Below are 18,904 nucleotides of genomic sequence, written 5' to 3'. Positions count from 1 at the left end.
TTCGCATGTCTGCCTCCTCACCCCCGCTGCCCGTCGCGACCGACCCCGGCGTGCTGGTCGAGCGCGCCCGCCGGCTCGCGGCGCTCGTGCTCGCTCCGGCGGCGAACGCCACGGATCAGGCCGACGCGGTTCCCCGTGAGCACCTCCGCGCGCTCGCGGACGCCGGTCTCCTCGGGATCGCGACGCCCGCGCGCCATGGCGGCCAGGGCGCCCCCGCGCGGGTCGCGCGCGAGGTCCTGGAGATCCTCGCCGGCGCCTGCGGGGTGACCGCGTTCGTCCAGATGCAGCACGCGACCGCTGCGTGCCCGCTCATCACGCGCGGCGACAACGAGGCGCTCAAGGAGCGCGTCCTGCCGCGCCTCGCCGCCGGCGAGCGCTTCTGCACGGTGGGCTTCTCGCACGTCCGCCGCCCGGGCCCGCCGATGGTCCGGGTCGAGCCCGACGGCGACCACGTTCGCCTCCACGGCACCGTGCCGTGGTTGACCGGCCACGGGATCGCCCACGACGCGGTGATCGCCGGCGCGCTCCCCGATGGCCGCCTGATGTACGTGCTGACATCGCTGCAGGCCGGGGAGTCCATCGAGGTGTCGCCGCCGCTCCGCCTGAGCGCGATGAACGCCTCGGCCACGGTGTCGCTGACGCTGCGCGATCTGCGCGTCGGCCCCGAGCAGGTGATCGCCGCCGTGACGCGCGAGCAGCAGGCCGCCCGCGACGTGGCGGGCCTGCTGACGCCGTCGGCGCTCTCCCTGGGCGTGGCCGGCGCCGCCGCCGCACTGCTCGCGGAGCTGGCCGAGCGCCGCGGCAGCGCGCACCTGGCCGGCGCCGCGCGGGCCTTCGACGACGAGCGGGAGGCCGCGCGGGCCGAGGTCGACGACTGGGCGGAACGGCCGGAAGCGGCGGGATATGGCGAGCAGGCGGTCCGCATCCGCGCCTGGTGCATCGATCTGGGCGTGCGGGCCGCGCACGCGGCGGTCGCCGCGACCGGCGGCAGCGCCAACCTGCTGGATCATGCCGCGCAGCGCCTCTTCCGCGAGGCGATGCTGTATTCGCTCACGGCCCAGACGCGCGACCTGCAGGCAGCGACGGTGCAGCGGCTGCTCGATCGAGGCGGCGGTCGGCCGTGAGGGCGGATCCGGGGGATGGACGACTCGGGTTGGGGGACCCGACCCAGGTTGGGGGACCCGACCCAGGTTGGTGGGGGACCCGACCCAGGTTGGTGGGGGACCCGACCCAGGTTGGGGGACCCGACCCAGGTTGGTGGGGGACCCGACCCAGGTTGGGGGACCCGGGGGGACCCGACCCAGGTTGGGGTATCCACCATCCGCCATGGCGCCGCCACGTGCCTGAAGCGCGCGCCTCGTCCCAGTTCCCTTGGTTTTAGCCTTCTGAACCGCTGGTACGCGATCTGCCATGGCCGCGGCGCATGGGAGACGCCGACATCACCTTGCGCCACCTCGCCCGCAGGCGCCCCGGGGACCTGGCGCGCGCCTTCGTCCCCGAGGGCCGCCCCATCGAGGTCCTCGGCTGGGTCGACAGCCAGGTCACGAACATCGAGCGTCGCATCGACAAGGCCCTTCGCTTACGTGTCGACGGCGAGCCGCGGGTGCTGCACGTCGAGTTCTGCTTCGCGCTCCGCGACGACGTCCCGGATCGCGTCTTCGAGTACCTCGGCTTCCTGTTCGCCGCGCTCCGGCTCGAGGCTCCCGGTGCGCCGGTGCCGCCGATCGAGAGCGTCGCGGTGGTCCTGTCAGGTCGCAAACGACGCTTGCCGGCGACAGGTAAGCGCCGCATCGCCTGGCCAGGGCGGCCGTTCAGCGGCGCGCACTTCCGCGTCGACGCCGTCTACCAGCGCACAATCAAGGAGCTGCGGGCGCGCGGCAGCGTGCTCTGGCTGGTGTTCGCCCCGCTCGCGCGCGACGCGACGGCTGCGGCGCTGCGGCAGGTCGTCGCGGAGATCCACGCCGGAGCGGCGAGCGCCGAGGAGCGGGCCGAGCTGTACACGGCGCTGCTGGTGATGGCGACCATCGATCCCTGGGGGCATAATCTGCGGAAGGAGCTCATCGTCATGGTGGAGGACAAGGAAGAGGGGCTGCTCCGGCGCACGCCGATCATCGGGGAGATGATCATCGAGGCCGAGCAACGCGGGGAGAAGTCGATAGCGGAGCTGCTCGGTCGCCTCTTCACGCGGCGGCTCGGGAGGCGCCCTACTCCCGACGAGGCGCGCTCAATGGTCGAGCGAGCCCGCGCGATCGGCCCGGGCGAGGTCGCGGATGCGTTGCTCGATCTCGAGGGCGATGCGCTGGTTCGCTGGCTCGCGGAGCCGATTCCCCCCTCGTGAGCCGCCGCCTGTCTCCCGCGCCCGCCGCGCGACCAGCCCTGCGCCCGCGCCGCTCGCCCCGACCCATGCTGGCCATGAATCGAGGCGAGCGGCCGTCAGCTCAATACGCGAGCACCTCGACGCCTGAGGCGAGCGCGCACGCGCCGTCCAGGGGGTCACCGCCCGTGCGGAGGATCTCGGACGGCTCCGGCTCGCGGTAGACACCGGAGAGCTCGATGTCGACCATGCGCAGGATCGCGCGATCGAGCTGGGTCACGTAGTAACAGGGGATCGTCGGCTCCTTGTGGGCCCCGCCGACCCCGGAGTCATCCGTCAAGAAGAGGTACCGGCCGCCCGTCAGCTGCGCGGTCGAGCGCATGGTGAGCTCGGTGAGCTCGTCCACGCCGCTCGACGCGACCGGATAGACGTGCACCCCGCGATCCTGGAGGGCCCGTATCCCGTCGGCCATGTCCGCCGCGTTGCCGTCGTGGTGGGGCGCGTCCGCGACCCAGAAGGCGAGGCGCGCGGCGTCGCCGTCCGTGCGCCACGAGAGGTCGGCCGCCTTGAAGAGCGCCATGTCGGGCGCCTCCGGGAAGTCGCCGCCGCCGTCGGCCGTCTGCGCGGCGAGCTTCTCCTGGAACTCGACGGGATCGTCGCGGAAGTCGAACCACCGGACGATGTAGTCGTCCTCCGTGTCCTTGTAGACGACGAGCGACCAGCGCTGCGCGGCGTCCGGGTACCTGGCGAAGATGGCGTCGGAGAGCGCGATGAACTCCGTCTGAAGGTACGTGATCTCGTCGCCCATGCTGCCGGTGGTGTCGATGATGAGCGAGATGTCGAGCGTCTCCCTCGTCCCCGGGGGCGCCGCGAAGAGGCTGCGCGCGGCCTGGTGGTCGGCCTCGGTGAAGGGCAAGAGGCCCGGGAGCTGCTGCGCATGGAGCGAGCTCCGGTACGAGAGGAAGAAGTCGAAGTTGCGGTTGTCGTCCCAGACGCCCGCGGTCAGCGTGCCAGGCTCGACGCCGCCGCCTCCGCTGCCCCCGCCGCCCCCGGCGCCTCCACCGCCCCCGGTGCCGGTGCCCCCGCCGCTGCCGAGGGAGCCGGAGTCGCTCGGGGCATCGCCGCCCTCCGCCCCTGGACCCCCCGCGCCGGCCGAGGCCGAGGCGCCGTCGCCCGTGCCTTCGCCCCTCCCCGGGACGGCGCCCGTGCCGGCGCCCCTCCCCGGAATCTCGCCGTCGCCGCCGTGGACCGGGTTCGAGGGGGTCGAGCCGCCCGAGCACGCACCCAGCGCAAGAAGGCTCCCCACCATGAAAGCGAAACGGAAACGGGTACGCATCGGGTCTCCTTGGCCGCGAGGGGCCTCACGCGTCGACGTCGGACGCAGCCGGAGAGGCCGCAATGCATGGCGCATACCGGGCCCGAACCGCATGATTTCCGGCGCTTGCGCGGCGGCGCGCGGCGCGTTCTGTGCCAGGGCGCGCCGGCACGCGACCCCGACGACCCAGGCGCTCACGGCGCCGCCCCCTCGACCTCGGCTTCCAGTCCCCTGAGCAGGAGCCGAAGCCCGTAGAGGAGCCGAAGCCCGTACCGGAACCGCGCCTCGTGGTCGGCGCTCGCGAGGCGCGGGAGCACCGCCGCGCGGCGGGCGACGCGCCTGTCCGACCCGAGGAGCGCGCACGAGGCGTGGTGCGGCCCCGCGTGAGGCCGCCTATGCTCCCGCCGTGCTCGCCATCGAAGCCGCCGCGCTCCGCAAGACGTACGCGGGCCTCTTCCGGCGGGACGGCCCCGAGGCCCTGGCCGGCCTCGATCTCGCCGTCCCGCGCGGCGCCGCGTTCGGCCTGCTCGGCCCGAACGGCGCCGGCAAGACGACCTTCATCAAGACCCTCCTCGGCGTCGTCCGCCCCACCTCCGGCGTCGTCCGCGTGCTCGGCGGCGCCCCGGAGGACCGCGCCGTCCGCGCCCGCATCGGCTACCTGCCCGAGCGCCTCCACCTGCCGCACGCCTGGACGCCGGTCGCCTTCCTCGCCAGCGTCGCCCGGCTCAAGCGCCTCCCGGTGACCGAGGCCGCGCTCCTTCGCGACCTCGACCGCGTCGGGATCGGCGACAGCGCCCGGCGCCGCATCGGCGGCTTCTCCAAGGGCATGAAGCAGCGCCTCGGCCTCGCCGCGGCCCTGCTCGGCGCGCCCGACCTCCTCGTCCTCGACGAGCCCACCGACGGCATCGACCCCCTCGGCCGCGCCGAGATCCGCCGCATCCTCACCGAGGAGCGCGCCCGCGGCGCCACCCTCTTCCTCAACTCGCACCTGCTCTCCGAGACCGAGCGCGTCTGCGACCGCGTCGGCATCCTCGCCGGCGGCCGCCTCGTCCGCGAGGGCGCCCTCGAGGCGCTCTGCGGCAGCCCCACGCGCTACCGCGTCCGCTTCGCGCCCGGCTGCGACCCGGCCGCGCTCCTCCCGCTCGGCCTCGTCGCCCGCGACGCCGAGGGCGCCTTCACCTGCGACGCCCCGGGCCCCGAGGAGCTCAACGCCCTGCTCGACCGCGCCCGCGCCCGCGGCGCCCTGCTCATCGAGCTCGCCCGCGACATGCGCGACCTCGAGGACGTCCTCGCCGAGGCCCTCGGCGCGCCCACCCCCACCGCCGGAGCCTCGCCGTGAAGACCGTCCTCGCCATCGCGCTCGACCTCCTCCGCGAGGCCGCCTCGCGCCGGTGGTTCCTCGCCCTCGGCGCCGGCATCACCCTCCTGCTCGGCGTCGCCGGCTTCACCCTGCGCATGGACGTCGTCGACGGCGCCCTCGCCGCCACGCGCTTCTTCGGGCAGGTCGTCCACACCGACATCACGTCCGTCGACGTCGCCCTCCGGCCCGTCTTCCGCGCGGCGGCGTACGTCATCTTCTACGGCGGCCTCGGCTTCGGCGTCCTCGCCTGCGCCGACTTCGCCCCGAGCCTGCTCGCGCCCGGCCGCATCGAGCACCTCCTCGCGCTCCCCGTCCAGCGCTGGGAGCTGCTCGCCGGCACCTTCCTCGGCGTGCTCGGCCTCGCCCTGGCCGGCGCGCTCTACGGCGCGGGCGGCCTCACGCTCCTGCTCGCCGTGAAGACAGGCGTCTGGACCCTCCGCCCCGTCCTCGCCGCCCTCCTCGCGAGCGTCACCTTCGCCGCCCTCTACGGCGGCATGCTCGCGGCCGCCGTGTTCGCGCGCAGCGCCGCCCTCTCCGCGGCGACGGGCGGCGCCCTCTTCCTCGCGGGCATCGTCGCCGGCTACCGCGAGCGCCTCGCGACCTTCTTCGAGACCGGCGCCCCCCGCGCCCTCTTCCGCGCCGTCACCGCGCTCCTGCCGCGCGTCTCCGCGCTGGCCGACACCTCCGCCGATCTCGCGGCGTCGACGCCCGTCGAGGGGCTCGACCTCGCGAGCCAGCTCGCCGGCATCGCCGTCTTCGGCCTCGCCGCCGTCGCCTTCGGCATCTGGGGCTTCGAGCAGAAGGACTTCTGACCACCATGCGCCACCGAGCCTGGCTCCTCGCCGCCGTCGTCCTCCTCGGCCTCGCCGCGTGGCTCATGTCGCGCGGCGACAGCAAGGCCACCGCCGCGCGGAAGCCGCGCGTGGAGTTCCCGCGCCACCCGGAGATCACCGAGCTGGAGCGCAACTCGCGCCGCCTCACGCTGCCGCCCCCGCCGCAGGACGACCCGAGCATGGAGCGCCTGGGCCGGCGCGACCCGGTGCTGACGGCCCTGCCCACCGACAAGGCGACGTCGGCCCTCGTCTTCGAGGCGAGCGCCATCAAGGAGTCGCCGGCCGGCAAGCTCTGGCTCGACTGCATGCTCGCGGAGCGCGGGATGAAGAGCTTCGACGAGCTCAAGGACGAGCTCGGGATCGACGTGCTCGAGGACATCGACCGGATCGCGGCGACCTCCGGGGGGCTCGTGGTCGTCTCGGGCCAGCTCGGGTCGGCGCGCCTCGAGTCGCTGCGCGGGAGCCGCCGCGCCCACGGCGCGCGCGGGGCGCTCTTCGAGGAGGAGGGGCGCGCGCCGGTGCTCGGCCTCTGGGGCGACGGCCTCCTGCTCCTCGGCAGGGACGCGGAGGCCGTCGAAGCCGCGATCGACCGGCTCGAGGACAAAGTCCCGCCGGCGTCGCCGGTGATCCCGGCGTGGGCGAGCTACGGGGACGCGTACGGGGTGCTCTCGGCCGACGACCTGGCGGCCTTGCTCGAGGAAAGCCAGCCGGAGATCGCCGAGCGCCTGCGCGGCGCGGTCAGCCAGGTGGAGCTCCACATCGACGCGTCGGAGGACATCGCGATCGTGGCCGACGTGACGGGGCCCGTGAAGGCCGACATCGACGACCTCGGCAAGACGCTCGGGACCACGCTCTCGCTGGCCCGTCTGAAGGCGCAGACGGACGGCGAGGAGGAGCTCACCGAGCTCCTCGACCTGGCGCGGGTGAGCCCGCGCGAGGGCCGCTTCCTGCTGGATCTCGCGCTGCCGCTGCCGATGATCCAGAAGGCGATGAGCCGCTGCGGGGCGCGCTACCGGGGCGACACGGCGCCGCCGGTCGAGGAGGGGCGGGGAGGGGAGGCGGGCGAGGCGCGGTGATGGCGCGCTCGTAAGGGCGTGCTCCCCCGCCGGAGATCGCGCGCACGCGGGTGCGGCCGTGAGCGAATCGTGTGGTGCAGGTTCAGCGCAGGGCGACCAGCATCCGGGCGAAGTCGCAGACCGCCGCGGGGCCGCCCAGGCCGAGCACGAGGCGGATCACCGCCTCGGCGTGCAGGTAGTGCTCCGAGGCGATGTAGGCGAACAGCGCGGGATCCGTGAGATCGATCGTGCGGCGCCAAGCGCTCGCCCGCGCGCGCGCCGACCAGATCGCCCGCCATGCGCTCTCCGGCAGGATCGCCAGCGCCGCGCGCAGGGCGCCGTCCTCCGTGTCGGGCATCTGCAGGATCGCGCGCGCCGTGGCCTCGATCTCCGGCAGCAGGCGTGCGCGCTCCGCGTCCGGCAGCGAGGCCCACGCGCTTGCCCAGCCGCGCAGCCGCTCCTGAGGCGACGAGGGCTCCGCTCGCGCGCTGCGCCCGGCGCTGCCGTCCTCCGTCGCCGCGACCGGCGCTCCCTCGCCGAGGGCCGCGCGCACCGGCGCCGGGAGACCCGTGCGCAGCGCTGCCCGCGGCGCCGGTGCATCCACCCCTTCCTCCACGACCCAGCGGAGCGCCGGCGCCCAGCGCGCCTCGGGCAGGGCGGCCCACACCGCGTCGGGGATCGCCAGCAGCCGATCCCTCGCCACGGTGCGCTGCGCCTGCCCCGCCGCGATCGCGTCGAGCACCCGCTCCGCGAGCGGCGCCGCGCGCGCCGTCGGCAGCATCGGCAGCGCGGCGGCGATCCCCTCCACCCGGTCGTCCTCGTCGAGCCCCTCGCCCGCCTCCATCCAGGCGAGCGCCTCGTCGAGGAGCGCCGGGCGCAGCGCGCCGTCGGCCAGCGCGGCGGCAGCGCAGAGGCCCTCGAGCCGCCCGCGTGCGCCGAGCGCGCGCACCTCGTCGACGAAGAGCGACAGCACCTCCCGGCGCGCCTCGCCCTCGACGAGCGTCGCGGCGATCCTCAGCGTGTCGTGGATCGGCACCTCCACCGGCCGCTCGTGCGCGGCGATCTCCGCGCGGAGGTGCGCCTGCCGCTGCTCCGGGGAGAAGAGCTCCGCGAACCCGGGGACGCCCCAGAGCGGCTCCCCGCTGCGGAGGAGCGCGCCGCAGAGTGCCGCGCGGCGCTCGCCTTCCAGCGTGCGCGCGTACTCCAGCACGAGCGCGAGCTCGCCGCCCGTGGCGTGGTGCTCGGCGAAATCGAGCACCGCCGCGAACCCCTTGTCCGTCGAGAGCCGCGCCGCGCCCTGCGCGCCGAACAGCAGCGCGCCGAGCCGCGCCCCCGCCGGCTCGACCGCGGTCGAGGGCGCCGCCGAGGCGGTCCCCCGGGCGGGTGAGCCCGCCTCACCTGCGCGATCGGGGACCCCCGCCGCGGCCGCGGCGAGCGCGGATTCGTGGCGTCGGGCGCGGTCCAGCCGGAGCGCGATCGCCGACAGCGTCGATTCGTCGGAGGACCAGATCGAGCCGTCGCCGCGCTGAGGCTCGCGCACCAGGTCGAGCAGCGCGGGGAGCGAGGCGTCGGGGAACAGCGCCAGGTTGGACCGGATGAACCGGCGGCGCGCCACGAAGTCCAGGCGCCCGAGCCGCTCGACCGCCTCCTCCCAGCTCCACAGCCCCTCGGCGAGCGCCCACCTGCGCAGCGCGTCCGGGAGCCGGCGCTCGGCCCAGGACCACCGCTCCAGGAGCTCCCGCGCCCGGAGCTGCCGCACCATCGCCGCGGCCCGCGCAGCCCCGGCGTCCGCCTGCTCGAACGCCTCGTCCGCGAGGCGCCACGCGGAGAGCGCCTCCCGCTGTCGTGCTCCGCCGCAGATGCATGGTTCACCAGGGCCGGTCACTGCCTCTTCTTTCAGTTCTCGTTCCACCCGGGCTGCTTCGATAAATCGCCCCGGATCTCCTTGGCCTGCTTGCTGAACGCCTCGAACTCGGCGCACTTGCCAGTAGGATCCTTCTTGTCGTCCCGGTTCTCGAACTTCTCATGGGCCTTGTTCAAGGCGTCCTGGATGGCCGGATCGGTCTCCTCCTTGTCCGCCATGCCCGCGTGGCGCAAGCCGTCCGAGAAGGCCCCGTGCTTCTTCTTCTTGTCCTGACCGGGGATGTTCGAGATCGTGGCGTACGCCATCAGCCCCAGCGGGTCGACGAGCGCGGGGCCGCGCGCGAGATCGGGAGTCGGCCCCACGCGCGGGCGACCAGGAGGCGCCGAGCTCACTCGAGCGGGATGGATTCCACCGAGCTGGTGCCCTCGTTCGCCTCGCCGACGCCTCCGCCGAGCGCGATGAGCTCGTTGGCGTTCCTGTCGACGAGGCGATGGAGGATGCGCGGCGTCTTCAGCGTCGCGACCTGCTCCCAGCCGTCACGGGCGTCGTTCAGCCGGTAGACGACGCCCTCGGCCGCCGTGAAGTAGAGGGTGTCGTTCAGGCTCACGGCCGCGCAGCCGAAGCCGGCGACGGGCGACTGCGTCGGCAGGGCCGGCCCCTCGGACCAGGTCTCCGTCGCGGGGTCGTAGATCTGAGCCTCTTTCGGGAACACGCCGCTCAGCATCCCGCCAAGGACATAGAGCTTGCCGTCCACCACGCCGCCGCAGTGGTCACGCACCTTGAACGGCTGCGGGTGCTCCTCCCACGCGAGCTTGTCCGCCGCGAGATCGATGCTGAGGAACGTCTCGTAATACGTCTCGGTCTCCGTCCCGCCGTCGATCTTCCAGCCGCCGGTGACGTAGAGGGTGCTGCCGACGATCTGGACGTCGAGCGACGAGCGCGAGTCCGGCATCGGCGGCAGCGCGGTCCACGCGTCCGCCTCGGCGTCGTAGACAGCGAAGTCGTCGAGCGTGAGGAGGTCGAGCTCCTCGCCGCGGTGGCTCCTCGAGGTCATGCCGCCGAGCCGGTACAGCTTGCCTTCATGGGTGAAGAGCGCGCTCTGCTGCACGGGGACGTCCGGTCCCGCGACCTCCTCCCACGCCGCGTCGGGCTTCGAGAGGTCGAGCCGGCGCAGGTTGGGTATCAGGCTCTCCACCGAGGAGTCGTGCGCCTCGCCGATGTGACCGCCGTGGATGTAGAGGTGATCGTCGAGCACGCGCGCCGCGAACGCGGCCAGGGGCTCGGGGAGCGCTGTGTAGTCGGAGGGCGCGGGGCCCGTGTCCGGGTCGTCCGCGGGGCCGGGGCCCTCTCCGTCATCGCCGCAGGCCGCGACCGCGGAGACAGCGAGCGCGACCGCCAGAGCGTGAATCGAGGCTCGGCTCAGGTGCATGGGAGCGTTCCTTCCGGTGGGGTGAGACTCCCTCGCGACAAGGCGACGCTGGCGCGAGAGGCACGGGGACGATGGTTCCACGAACGCCGGCGCGGCGTCCAGCGGGCGCGAGCGCGCGCCCGCGCTCGGCGAGCAGCCTGCGCTTGCCGTCGTGGTCGAACTTCCCGAGCTTGTCGTGGGGCACACGTCGTTGACGTTCTGGTCCGCGGGCCCGAGGCGTCAGAACCCGCCTTCCAGCCCGAGGATCGGGACGGTCACAGGCCCGATCTCCTCGGGCTCGCACGGCGAGAACGCGTCGCAGATCGCGGGGATGTACTCCTTCGACAGCGTGGTGTTGAGCACGTCGAGGACGAGCGACAGCCAGCCGGTCTTCCCGACGGACCAGCGCTTCTCCAGGCGGACATCGAGGCGCAGGAACGGCGGCAGCCGCTCCCAGCGCGCCTGGCCGCCGGCGGCGGGCTCCGGGCCGCCGGGGACGCCGCTGCCGGGCGGGGGGATGGAGCCGCCGGCCTTCTGGGGGAGCCCGGAGTAGAAGACGGCGCGCCCGCCGGCCCTGTACCCGCGGCCGAGATCGTAGGTCAGCGCGAGGTTCGCCACGTGGGTCCGGTCGACCGAGGTGACCTGCGTGGTCCGGCCGAAGCTCCGCGTGGAGCGGGACAGCGTGTACGACGCGAATCCACCGATGCGCCGGGTGAGCCGCCGGCGGGCCGACAGCTCCAGGCCAGTCGCGGCGCCGAGCGCGCGGCCGAGGGCGCCCTCGTCCCCGTCGATGCCTCCGACGCCGAGCGCGTCGGTCATGTCGAAGAACGCGTTGTGGAACACCGTGGCCGACGCGGTGATGTCCTCCGGCAGCTCGAGCTCGACGCCGGCGCTCGACTGGAAGCTCCGCTGGAGTCCGTCGCCGAGGCTCGGGCGGAAGCCGGGGACCGGGACGATGAAGCTCGGCATCTGGGAGGCGAGGCCGTGCGCCTGCACGAACGTCACGCCGGGCGCCACGGTGAGCCGCGCCGAGAGGCGCGGGTCGGCGGCGAGCGCGACCTCGCTGTCCGAATGGTAGAGCTCGAGCCGGAGCCCGGGGGTGACGCGCAGGCGCGGCGTGACCGCGATGTCGGACTCGATGTAGCCGCCCACGGTGACGTCGTAGCGGGTCGAGAAGAGATCGTTGAAGGGGTCGTCGTCGTCGACGCCGCCGGGGGGAGGTTCGGCGTCGATCCCGAGATCGAACGAGTTGCCGTCGAGCACGGCGTCGATGCCGGCGCGGATCGGCGTCTCGTCGCGCAGGCGATGGTCGAGCGTGAGGCGCGCGCCGAGGCTCCGGGTCAGGGCGCTCTGGTCGTCTCCGATGCCCGTCTCGTCGTGGCCGAGCGTCAGCGCGCCGCGCAGCGCGCTGCCCGCGCCGTAGGCGTGGTCGTACCGGAGATCGATCCGGTGAAACGTGGTGTCGAAGAGGGTCGTCCTCTTGCCCTGTTCCTCGTCTGCGAGGTAGTCGCGGGCGCCGAAGGCGAAGAGGCTCAACCGGCCTCCCGGGACGAGCTCGTAGGAGATCCGGGCCTGGTAGTCCCAGTAGTCGAGCGCCACGCCGGGCGCGGCGAGCGAGAAGAGCAGCGCCGTGTAGGAGTAGCGGCCTCCGACGAGCGCGACCCCGCGGCCGCCGGCGAAGGGGCCCTCGACGAGACCGCCCACGTCGAGGAGCCGGAGCGAGCCCTCACCGTGCCAGTCCGGGAGCGGCGGTGTCGTCTCGCCGGCGACGATCCCGCCGGCGTACCGCCCGTGGCGCGCCGGGTAGCCGCCGGGGTAGAGGTCGACGCGGTCCACGATGCCGGGGTGGATCACCGAGGGGCCGAGCCCGAGGTGATAGAGGTAGGGGACGCGGATGCCGTCGAGGTAGTAACCGACGTTGCCCGGCGGCGAGCCGCGGACGTAGAAGAAAGGCAGCCCCGAGACGATCGGGGTCACCCCGGGGAGCATCTCGATGGCGCGGTAGGGGTCGCCGAACGCGCCGGGGACGAGCCTTACCTCGCCGCGGCTCAGGGTGGAGACGCCGGGGGCCGGAAGCTCGCCGCGCACGGTGACCTCGAGCGGTTGCGGCGGGCCCGGGGGCGGGCCGGAGGCCGGGGGCGCGGCGGCGGCCGAGGGCGCGGGGGCGGGGCCGGGCGCGGCAGGGGCGGGCGGCGCGGCGCTGGGCGGCGCCGGGGGCGCGGGCGGCGCGGCCTCGGTGAAACGGACCTCGACGCGGATCCTGGCGGCGACCGGCGCGCCGTCCCGGGTGGCCGGCGCGAAGCGGAACGACGTTGCGGCGGCGACGGCGGCCGACGCGAACGGCTCCGGCCCTTCCTCGGGGACCGCGGAACGAACGGTCCCGTCCGCGTTCACGGTGAGCACGAGGCGGACCGTGGCGTCGCCGTGCGCCCCGTCAGGGTAGCCGGCGGCGAGCGGCGTGAGCGGGGTCGGCGGGACGAGCCCGGCCGCCGACGGCGCGTCGCGGGACGGCGCCGCCGAGGGCGCGTCGCGGGACGGCGCCGCCGAGGGCGCGTCGCGGGGCGGCTCCGGCGAGGGCGCGTCGCGGGACGGCGCTGCCGAGGTGGCCTCGCGGGCCGGCGGTGCGCCGGGCGGCGGTGGGTCGGGCGCGGCGAAGGCGCGGCCCGGCGCGATTGCGAGCGCGAGCAGCGCGGCGGCTGCCGTGGATGTCCGGAGGAAGCCGGCCGCCGCGCAGCGGAGAGGCGGCGGCGCGAGCACCGGAGCAGAGCACGGCGCCGCGAGGCGCGGGGGCGAAGGGCGCGACACCATCGAGGGGTTCACATCATCGGCGCTCTGGCCGACGTCCTGAGCGGCTTTTTCTGGAGGGAGTGCTCGCGCGTCCGGGTCACCCTTGCCTGGATGCTTCCGGGGCAGGACATCCTTCGCCAGATCCTTCCTGGGCCGACCGCCGCTCATCGCCTTCACCGCGGCCGTGCCGCCGCGCGGCCGGTCACGACCAACGTGGCCGTGGCCGACCTCTCGCGGCTCCGGCGCGACCGGCGCGGCGGCGCGCTACTGGGACGGTACGTCGGTGAGCGGCAGCTCCATCACCACCTCTTCCCCACTCATCTGGCCGTTGGGGCGGAAGCCCAGGCTGCGGTAGAACCCCTCGGGGCTGTCGGGGCCCGGCACGTAGGACAGCAGCAGCGACGAGAAACCCCCCTTGCGCCGCACGTACTCGATGACCTGCAGCATCGCCGCCCGGCCGACGCCTCGCCGCTGGAAGCGCTTGTCGATCATGAAGCGCCACACGGCGATCTCGGGCTTCTCCGGCGGCGGGGAATCCAGCGAGTGGTCTTCCAGCATGACGAAGCCCGCGGGCTCGTCACCGCAGTAGATGGCGCGGTACCAGGCCTCCGGCGCGAAATGCGCCTGGGCGAGCGAGACCGCGTTGGTCGCGACATAGCGCTTCTGGTTCTCGGCCACGGAGAGCTCGAGGATGGCGTCGAGGGTGTCGCGCGTGATCTCGCGCAGGGAAACGGGGGGAGTGTCGTCAGGCATCGTGTCGTCCGTAGAAAGCAAGGGATGGACCGGGGCAGCCGGCGTGGAGGCTGAAGGGGCCACCGTCACGGCCTTGGTTGCGCAGGCAGAGTAGCACATGCGCGAGACGAGCTGCGCCTGGACCGGGCGCAGGAGCTAGCAGAAGCGCTGCTCGCCGCGCTCCTCTCCTCGCTGCTCTCCCCGTTGCTCGGCCTCGATGATCATCTCCCCGATGATCGGCGTGCGCCGGAGCAGCCCCTCTTCCTTGTCCTCCACCATGACGACGAGCTCCCTCCAAAGATTACTTCATCTGCTTCTCGTTCCGCGCGCGCGCCGGCAGGAGCTCAAGGAGCTTCACGACGGCCCTTCGCGGCCGCCAGGATGCGGCGCCGGGCTTCCGGCCAAGGGACCGGTGTGACGACCCCGGCGTCGACGTCGGCGAGACGTTGCTGGATCTCCTCGTCCCACGCCGCCTCGACATCGTCGGTCGTCTGCTCGGGCTCGTCGAGGCTCTGGATCAGCGCGGCCGCGACGGCGGCTCGCTCCTTGGCGGACAGGCGCAGCGCCGCGACCAGGACATTCTCGGCGTCGCTCATGATGCAGCCATCTTACCGCAAGCTCGGCCGGGTCACGAGCCGGGCCCGCCTGGCCCAGGACGACCCGTCGAGGCGCCGGAAGTCCTTTCCCGGTCGCGCAGCTCGCGGCGACCTCGAGATGGGTCGGGTCGCCGCGTACAGCTCGCGGTGACCTCAGGCTGGGTCGGGTCGCCGCGCAACCTGGATCGGGGCGCGGCAACGCCAATCTGGGCCGGCGCGGCGACGCATCCGGAGCGGGAGGCGGTTGGATCGCCCGCGAGGACCGAGAACGATGCTCGGGGGGCGGTTCAACCGGCCCATCACGACCGAGAACGATGCTCCGGGGGCGGTTCAACCGGCCCTCCACGGCCGAGAACGATGCCCGGGGGCGGTTCAACCGGCCCTCCACGGCCGAGAACGATGCCCGGGGAGCGGTTCAACCGGCCCATCACGACCGAGAACGATGCTCGGGGGGCGGTTCAACCGGTCATCCACGACCCCGATCGCACCTCTCCGGGCGATTCGACCGCCTCCTCCCGGCTGCCTCCGGGGGAGCGCGCGCGGTTCCGTGCGGCCGCAACCCGTTGCGCGCAACCGCTTGCGGACCGGCGCAAGGCGCGCCGCGCACCACGGCCCTCCCCGCGCGCGAGCTTCCCGGCGGCGCCGCGCCGTTCCGGCCTGATCCGCCGAGCATCGACAGCGCGCCTCGCCGTGCTGGCATGGCTGTTGACTTCTCGCGGCGCCGTCGCCCGAGGGCGACCGCGAGTTCCCCCGTCTCCGTTCTTCATCACTGCACCGACGGGGCCCGCTCACATTGCGAGGGAGAAGCCGATGCCGAGATCCAAGCCGAACACGAAGAAGTCTTCCCCGGCCAAGCCTGGCGCGCCGAGCGAGGCGGCCAAGGCGTTTGCGCTCGTCGAGCCCGAGCTCGACGACGTCCGCGAGGTGGTGCCGATCAACGTCGATGTCCCCCGCGCCGTCTCCGTGGCCATCGGGGCCGTCCCACACCTCCAGGCGCTGCGCCCGCGGTTCGTGGAAGAGCTCCCGAGGCACCCCCTGAGCCAGCTCGACAAGCTCCAGACGTATGCGCTCGCCGCCTGGTACGCGCACCTGCTCGCGCTGCCAGCCTCGGGCGGGCAGGACGCGCTCAAGCGGCTGCTCGAGGAGGCGGCGCCGCTGCGCGAGGACCTGCTGGTCGCCGCGGAAGCGCTGGCCCACAAGGGGATCGTCGACGCCCAGCGCGTGGCCGAGATCCGCAGAGGTCACGGGCACCTCGACACCGCCAACGACCTCGTGGCCCTCGCGGCGTTGTTCGGCGAGGTCTGGGACGCCGTGAAGAACAGGACCACGGTCGAGTGGGAGGACGTCGAGCGCGCCTCGCGGCTCGGGCCGGAGCTGCTCGTGGCGCTCGGGGCCCGCCAGCAGCCGGGCCTGCCGGCGCCGAAGGCGGGCGACGCGGCCGAGCGGCGCGCGCGGGCGTTCACGCTGCTCGTGAACGCCTACGACGCGTGCCGCCGCGCGGCGTCGTACCTGCGCTGGAACGAGGGCGACGCCGACGCGATCGCGCCGTCGCTGTTCGCGCGGGGCGGGGGGCGCAAGCCGGGGGCGGGGAAGAACAACACGGCAGGGGGCGGCGAAGGCGAGGGCGACGGCGCGAGCGCGGAGCCGGGCGGCGAGCCGCTCCTGGAGCCCACCGTGGTGTAGCGGTTCCCCGCCAGCGCTCACGCGCCCGGCGCGCCCGCAGCTTCGTTCAATGCCGGATCGATCGAGCCGGCATGCCCCTCCAGATCCATGCGTGTTCGTGCGATCGCGTACGGAGCCGGTTCCGTGCAAGAACAGACTTCCTCGACCGTCCGAACAACCAAGGACGGAACGATGGCAACTCGACAGGTTGTGGTTGAGCCCTTGTCGACTACGTGCTCGCCCACGAGCTCGCGCACCTGGTCCACGACCACCATGGGCGGGAGTTCTGGGCAGCGCTCGGCAGGGTGATGCCCGACGACGAGGCCAGGAGGGCCCGCCTGGGCGAGCTCGGGCCAGCGCTCTTGTGGTGACGCAATCGGGCTCGCTGCCGCCTGCGGGAGCTCACGAGGGGCGAATCGGCTCCGCGAGCCAGCGGACCAGCGCCTCGCCCTCGAGATCGAGCAAGGCATCCTCGACCTCGCCCGGACCGAGCGCGCGGGCGCGCTCGACGATCGAGCGCTCTTCGTCGGCGGTCGGCCGTCGCCCGAGCCGCCGCGCGAAGAGACGACCGAGCAGCGCGGCGATCGCCTTCTGCTCGCCGCGCTCCTCTCCTCGCAGCTCCCCCCGTTGCTCGGCCTCAATGATCATCTCCCCGATGATCGGCGTGCGCCGGAGCAGCCCCTCTTCCTTGTCCTCCACCATGACGATGAGCTCCTTCCGCAGATTATGCCCCCAGGGATCGATGGCCGCCATCACCAGCAACGCCGTGTACAGCTCGGCCCGCTCCTCGGCGCTCGCCGCCCCGGCGTGGATCTCCGCGACGACCTCTCGCAGCGCCTCCGCGGTCGCGTTACGTGCAAGCGGCGCAAACACCAGCCAGAGCACGCTGCCGCGAGCCCGGATCTCGGCGACAGTGCGCTGGTAGACGGCGTCGACGCGGAAATGCGCGCCGCTGAACGGCCGCCCCGGCCAGGCGATGCGGCGCTTACCTGTCGCAGGCAAGCGTCGTTTGCGACCCGACAGGACCACCGCGACGGTCTCGATCGGCGGCACCGGCACACCAGGGGCTTCGAGCCGGAGCGCGGCGAACAGGAATCCCAGGTACTCGAAGACGCGATCCGGAACGTCGTCGCGGAGCGCGAAGCAGAACTCGACGTGCAGCACCCGCGGCTCGCCGTCGACACGTAAGCGAAGGGCCTTGTCGAGACGGCGCTCGATGTCGATGTTCGTGACCTGGCTGTCGACCCAGCCGAGGACCTCGACGGGGTGGCCCTCGGGGACGAAGGCGCGTACCAGGTCCTCGGGGCGCCTGCGGGCGAGGTGTCGCAAGGTGATGTCGGCGTCTCCCATGCGCGGCGTCCACGGCAGATCGCGTACCAGGAGATCAGGAGGCCAAAACCAGGGGATTTCCGGGCGAGGCGCGGCATCGCCAGGTGGCGGCGCCATGGCGGGTGGCGGCGTCGCGAAGCGCGGGGGCTCCTCGAGGAGCCCCCGCGGCTGCTTGCGTGAACGGCACGGGCGCCGTGCCTTGGCCGACATGCCGCCGTGCACCGCCGCCTGGCGCGAGCTGGCTTCGACGGCGCGCGAAAACCGAGATCGATGTCTGGAGGCGGCTCGCAGTCGGGCGGGACGGGCGGCGAGCCGCTGCTGGAGCCCACCGTGGTGTAGCGGTTCCCCGCCAGCGCTCACGCACCCGGGGGCCCGAGGAGGTGCTCCTTGCGGAGAAGATGGACGAAGCCGAGTTCGCGCGAGAGGTCCGCACCCTCCCGCTGCCGCCCGCGTGAGCTCACGAGGGGCGAATCGGCTCCGCGAGCCAGCGGACCAGCGCCTCGCCCTCGAGATCGAGCAAGGCGTCCTCGACCTCGCCCGGACCGAGCGCGCGGGCTCGCTCGACGAGCGAGCGCTCTTCATCGGGCGTCGGGCGTCGCCCGAGCCGCCGCGCGAAAAGACGACCGAGCAGCTCCACGATCGCCTTCTGCTTGCCGCGGTCCTCTCCCCGTTGCTCGGCCTCGATGATCATCTCCCCGATGATCGGCGTGCGCCGGAGCAGCCCCTCTTCCTTGTCTTCCACCATGACGATGAGCTCCTTCAGCAGATTATGCCGCCAGGGATCGATGGCCGCCATCACCATCAGCGCCGTGTACAGCTCGGCCCGCTCCTCGGAAGTCGCCGCGCCCGCGTGGATCTCCGCGACGACCTCCCGCAGCGCCGCCGCGGTCGCGTCACGTGCGAGCGGCGCAAACACCAGCCAGAACACGCTGCCGCGCGCCCGCAGCTCCTTGATTGTGCGCTGGTAGACGGCGTCGACGCGGAAGTGCGCGCCGCTGAACGGCCGCCCCGGCCAGGCGATGCGGCGCTTCCCTGTCGCCGGCAAGCGTCGTTTGCGACCCGACAGGACCACCGCGACGGTCTCGATCGGCGGCACCGGCTCGCCCGGCGCTTCGAGGCGAAGCGCGGCGAACAGGAAGCCGAGGTACTCGAAGACGCGATCCGGAACGTCGTCGCGGAGCGCGAAGCAGAACTCGACGTGCAGCACCCGCGGCTCGCCGTCGACACGTAAGCGAAGGGCCTTGTCGAGACGGCGCTCGATGTTCGTGACCTGGCTGTCGACCCAGCCGAGGACCTCGACGGGGTGGCCCTCGGGGACGAAGGCGCGTACCAGGTCCTCGGGGCGCCTGCGGGCGAGGTGTCGCAAGGTGATGTCGGCGTCTCCCATGCGCGGCGTCCACGGCAGATCGCGTACCAGGAGATCAGGAGGCCAAAACCAGGGGATTTCCGGGCGAGGCGCGGCATCGCCAGGTGGCGGCGCCATGGCGGGTGGCGGCGTCGCGAGGCGCGCCCGCCGCGCCAGCAAGACCCCGCCCCGCGCCACCCCGCACTCCCTCCACCCTCGCGCGTCGCAACCGCGTCAGTCCATCGAGCGCTGGCGGCCTCCTCGCGCCGGCCGACGCGCCGACACCCGGAAACCGGAGCCCGCA

General features: G+C 73.6%; 18 protein-coding genes. 7 read left to right on the top strand and 11 right to left on the bottom strand.

What is annotated here, in order from left to right:
* The first annotated feature begins 5 nt into the window (after positions 1-5).
* Together WME96_RS29010 and WME96_RS29005 are read left to right on the top strand one after the other, a co-directional pair.
* A complete protein-coding gene (locus WME96_RS29010; protein WP_437284834.1) occupies positions 6-1,124 on the top strand; it encodes an acyl-CoA dehydrogenase family protein in 1,119 nt (372 codons plus the stop codon).
* 299 nt (positions 1,125-1,423) lie between these two features.
* Positions 1,424-2,338 carry a hypothetical protein gene (locus tag WME96_RS29005; RefSeq protein ID WP_437284833.1) on the top strand — a complete coding sequence of 305 codons (915 nt, stop codon included), beginning with the start codon at positions 1,424-1,426 and terminating at the stop codon, positions 2,336-2,338.
* Positions 2,339-2,438: 100 nt separating this feature from the next.
* Here WME96_RS29005 and WME96_RS29000 read toward each other — a convergent pair whose 3' ends face one another.
* Positions 2,439-3,650, bottom strand: a complete 1,212-nt coding sequence (locus WME96_RS29000; protein ID WP_437284832.1) for a vWA domain-containing protein — start codon at positions 3,648-3,650, stop codon at positions 2,439-2,441.
* A 385-nt stretch (positions 3,651-4,035) separates the two neighbouring features.
* Here WME96_RS29000 and WME96_RS28995 point away from each other — a divergent pair, with 385 nt between their 5' ends.
* From WME96_RS28995 to WME96_RS28985, 3 genes are read left to right on the top strand one after another with little or no spacing between them, the layout of a single operon-like run.
* Positions 4,036-4,968 carry an ABC transporter ATP-binding protein gene (locus tag WME96_RS28995; RefSeq protein WP_437284831.1) on the top strand — a complete coding sequence of 311 codons (933 nt, stop codon included), beginning with the start codon at positions 4,036-4,038 and terminating at the stop codon, positions 4,966-4,968.
* Positions 4,965-5,801 (top strand): hypothetical protein, encoded by an 837-nt coding sequence (locus WME96_RS28990; RefSeq protein WP_437284830.1) that lies wholly within the window; start codon positions 4,965-4,967, stop codon positions 5,799-5,801. Before WME96_RS28995 ends, WME96_RS28990 begins: the two co-directional genes overlap by 4 nt.
* A 5-nt stretch (positions 5,802-5,806) precedes the next feature.
* Positions 5,807-6,898: a hypothetical protein gene (locus WME96_RS28985; RefSeq protein ID WP_437284829.1), complete on the top strand. Its 1,092-nt coding sequence runs from the start codon at positions 5,807-5,809 to the stop codon at positions 6,896-6,898.
* An 82-nt stretch (positions 6,899-6,980) separates the two neighbouring features.
* Here WME96_RS28985 and WME96_RS28980 read toward each other — a convergent pair whose 3' ends face one another.
* The 7 genes from WME96_RS28980 to WME96_RS28950 all read right to left on the bottom strand — a co-directional run bounded on the left by WME96_RS28980 (position 6,981) and on the right by WME96_RS28950 (position 14,264).
* A complete protein-coding gene (locus WME96_RS28980; protein ID WP_437284828.1) occupies positions 6,981-8,789 on the bottom strand; it encodes a hypothetical protein in 1,809 nt (602 codons plus the stop codon).
* Complete coding sequence (locus WME96_RS28975; RefSeq protein ID WP_437284827.1) at positions 8,774-9,103, bottom strand: hypothetical protein; 330 nt, start codon at positions 9,101-9,103, stop codon at positions 8,774-8,776. The genes WME96_RS28980 and WME96_RS28975 overlap by 16 nt, the downstream gene beginning before the upstream one ends.
* A gap of 26 nt (positions 9,104-9,129) precedes the next feature.
* Positions 9,130-10,170 (bottom strand): Kelch repeat-containing protein, encoded by a 1,041-nt coding sequence (locus tag WME96_RS28970; protein ID WP_437284826.1) that lies wholly within the window; start codon positions 10,168-10,170, stop codon positions 9,130-9,132.
* A 219-nt stretch (positions 10,171-10,389) separates the two neighbouring features.
* Entirely contained in the window at positions 10,390-12,957 is a 2,568-nt protein-coding gene (locus WME96_RS28965; RefSeq protein WP_437284825.1) for a TonB-dependent receptor domain-containing protein, read from the bottom strand.
* A 243-nt stretch (positions 12,958-13,200) separates the two neighbouring features.
* Positions 13,201-13,689 (bottom strand): GNAT family N-acetyltransferase, encoded by a 489-nt coding sequence (locus WME96_RS28960; RefSeq protein ID WP_437284824.1) that lies wholly within the window; start codon positions 13,687-13,689, stop codon positions 13,201-13,203.
* Positions 13,690-13,824: 135 nt separating this feature from the next.
* Positions 13,825-13,947 carry a hypothetical protein gene (locus WME96_RS28955; RefSeq protein WP_437284823.1) on the bottom strand — a complete coding sequence of 41 codons (123 nt, stop codon included), beginning with the start codon at positions 13,945-13,947 and terminating at the stop codon, positions 13,825-13,827.
* Positions 13,948-14,012: 65 nt separating this feature from the next.
* Positions 14,013-14,264, bottom strand: coding sequence for an addiction module protein (locus tag WME96_RS28950; protein ID WP_437284822.1), 252 nt, complete (start codon positions 14,262-14,264; stop codon positions 14,013-14,015).
* Positions 14,265-15,074: 810 nt separating this feature from the next.
* Here WME96_RS28950 and WME96_RS28945 point away from each other — a divergent pair.
* A complete protein-coding gene (locus WME96_RS28945; protein WP_437284821.1) occupies positions 15,075-15,947 on the top strand; it encodes a hypothetical protein in 873 nt (290 codons plus the stop codon).
* A gap of 17 nt (positions 15,948-15,964) precedes the next feature.
* Here WME96_RS28945 and WME96_RS28940 read toward each other — a convergent pair whose 3' ends face one another.
* Complete coding sequence (locus tag WME96_RS28940) at positions 15,965-16,201, bottom strand: hypothetical protein (protein WP_437292444.1); 237 nt, start codon at positions 16,199-16,201, stop codon at positions 15,965-15,967.
* Here WME96_RS28940 and WME96_RS28935 point away from each other — a divergent pair.
* Positions 16,160-16,297, top strand: coding sequence for a M48 metallopeptidase family protein (locus WME96_RS28935; protein ID WP_437284820.1), 138 nt, complete (start codon positions 16,160-16,162; stop codon positions 16,295-16,297). The two genes, WME96_RS28940 and WME96_RS28935, sit on opposite strands and share 42 nt — an antisense overlap.
* Positions 16,298-16,328: 31 nt before the next feature.
* Here WME96_RS28935 and WME96_RS28930 read toward each other — a convergent pair whose 3' ends face one another.
* Together WME96_RS28930 and WME96_RS28925 are read right to left on the bottom strand one after the other, a co-directional pair.
* Positions 16,329-17,276 (bottom strand): hypothetical protein, encoded by a 948-nt coding sequence (locus tag WME96_RS28930; RefSeq protein ID WP_437284819.1) that lies wholly within the window; start codon positions 17,274-17,276, stop codon positions 16,329-16,331.
* A gap of 436 nt (positions 17,277-17,712) precedes the next feature.
* Positions 17,713-18,642, bottom strand: a complete 930-nt coding sequence (locus WME96_RS28925; RefSeq protein ID WP_437284818.1) for a hypothetical protein — start codon at positions 18,640-18,642, stop codon at positions 17,713-17,715.
* Positions 18,643-18,904 lie beyond the last annotated feature (262 nt).

Source organism: Sorangium sp. So ce406 (assembly GCF_051474675.1).
In the GTDB taxonomy this organism is placed as follows: Bacteria; Myxococcota_A; Polyangia; order Polyangiales; family Polyangiaceae; genus Sorangium; species Sorangium cellulosum_G.
The sequence above is the reverse complement of the archived record's forward strand: the minus strand, read 5'-3'. Positions and strand labels throughout refer to the sequence as shown.

Bases quoted from the DNA above. Each gene is read 5' to 3' on its own strand.
- WME96_RS29010 (WP_437284834.1), top strand. From the start codon at position 6: ATGTCTGCCTCCTCACCCCCGCTGCCCGTCGCGACCGACCCCGGCGTG.
- WME96_RS29005 (WP_437284833.1), top strand. From the start codon at position 1,424: ATGGGAGACGCCGACATCACCTTGCGCCACCTCGCCCGCAGGCGCCCC.
- WME96_RS29000 (WP_437284832.1), bottom strand. From the start codon at position 3,650: ATGCGTACCCGTTTCCGTTTCGCTTTCATGGTGGGGAGCCTTCTTGCG.
- WME96_RS28985 (WP_437284829.1), top strand. From the start codon at position 5,807: ATGCGCCACCGAGCCTGGCTCCTCGCCGCCGTCGTCCTCCTCGGCCTC.
- WME96_RS28970 (WP_437284826.1), bottom strand. From the start codon at position 10,170: ATGCACCTGAGCCGAGCCTCGATTCACGCTCTGGCGGTCGCGCTCGCT.
- WME96_RS28965 (WP_437284825.1), bottom strand. From the start codon at position 12,957: ATGGTGTCGCGCCCTTCGCCCCCGCGCCTCGCGGCGCCGTGCTCTGCT.
- WME96_RS28960 (WP_437284824.1), bottom strand. From the start codon at position 13,689: ATGCCTGACGACACTCCCCCCGTTTCCCTGCGCGAGATCACGCGCGAC.
- WME96_RS28955 (WP_437284823.1), bottom strand. From the start codon at position 13,947: ATGGTGGAGGACAAGGAAGAGGGGCTGCTCCGGCGCACGCCGATCATC.
- WME96_RS28950 (WP_437284822.1), bottom strand. From the start codon at position 14,264: ATGAGCGACGCCGAGAATGTCCTGGTCGCGGCGCTGCGCCTGTCCGCC.
- WME96_RS28945 (WP_437284821.1), top strand. From the start codon at position 15,075: ATGCCGAGATCCAAGCCGAACACGAAGAAGTCTTCCCCGGCCAAGCCT.
- WME96_RS28940 (WP_437292444.1), bottom strand. From the start codon at position 16,201: ATGGTGGTCGTGGACCAGGTGCGCGAGCTCGTGGGCGAGCACGTAGTC.
- WME96_RS28930 (WP_437284819.1), bottom strand. From the start codon at position 17,276: ATGGGAGACGCCGACATCACCTTGCGACACCTCGCCCGCAGGCGCCCC.
- WME96_RS28925 (WP_437284818.1), bottom strand. From the start codon at position 18,642: ATGGGAGACGCCGACATCACCTTGCGACACCTCGCCCGCAGGCGCCCC.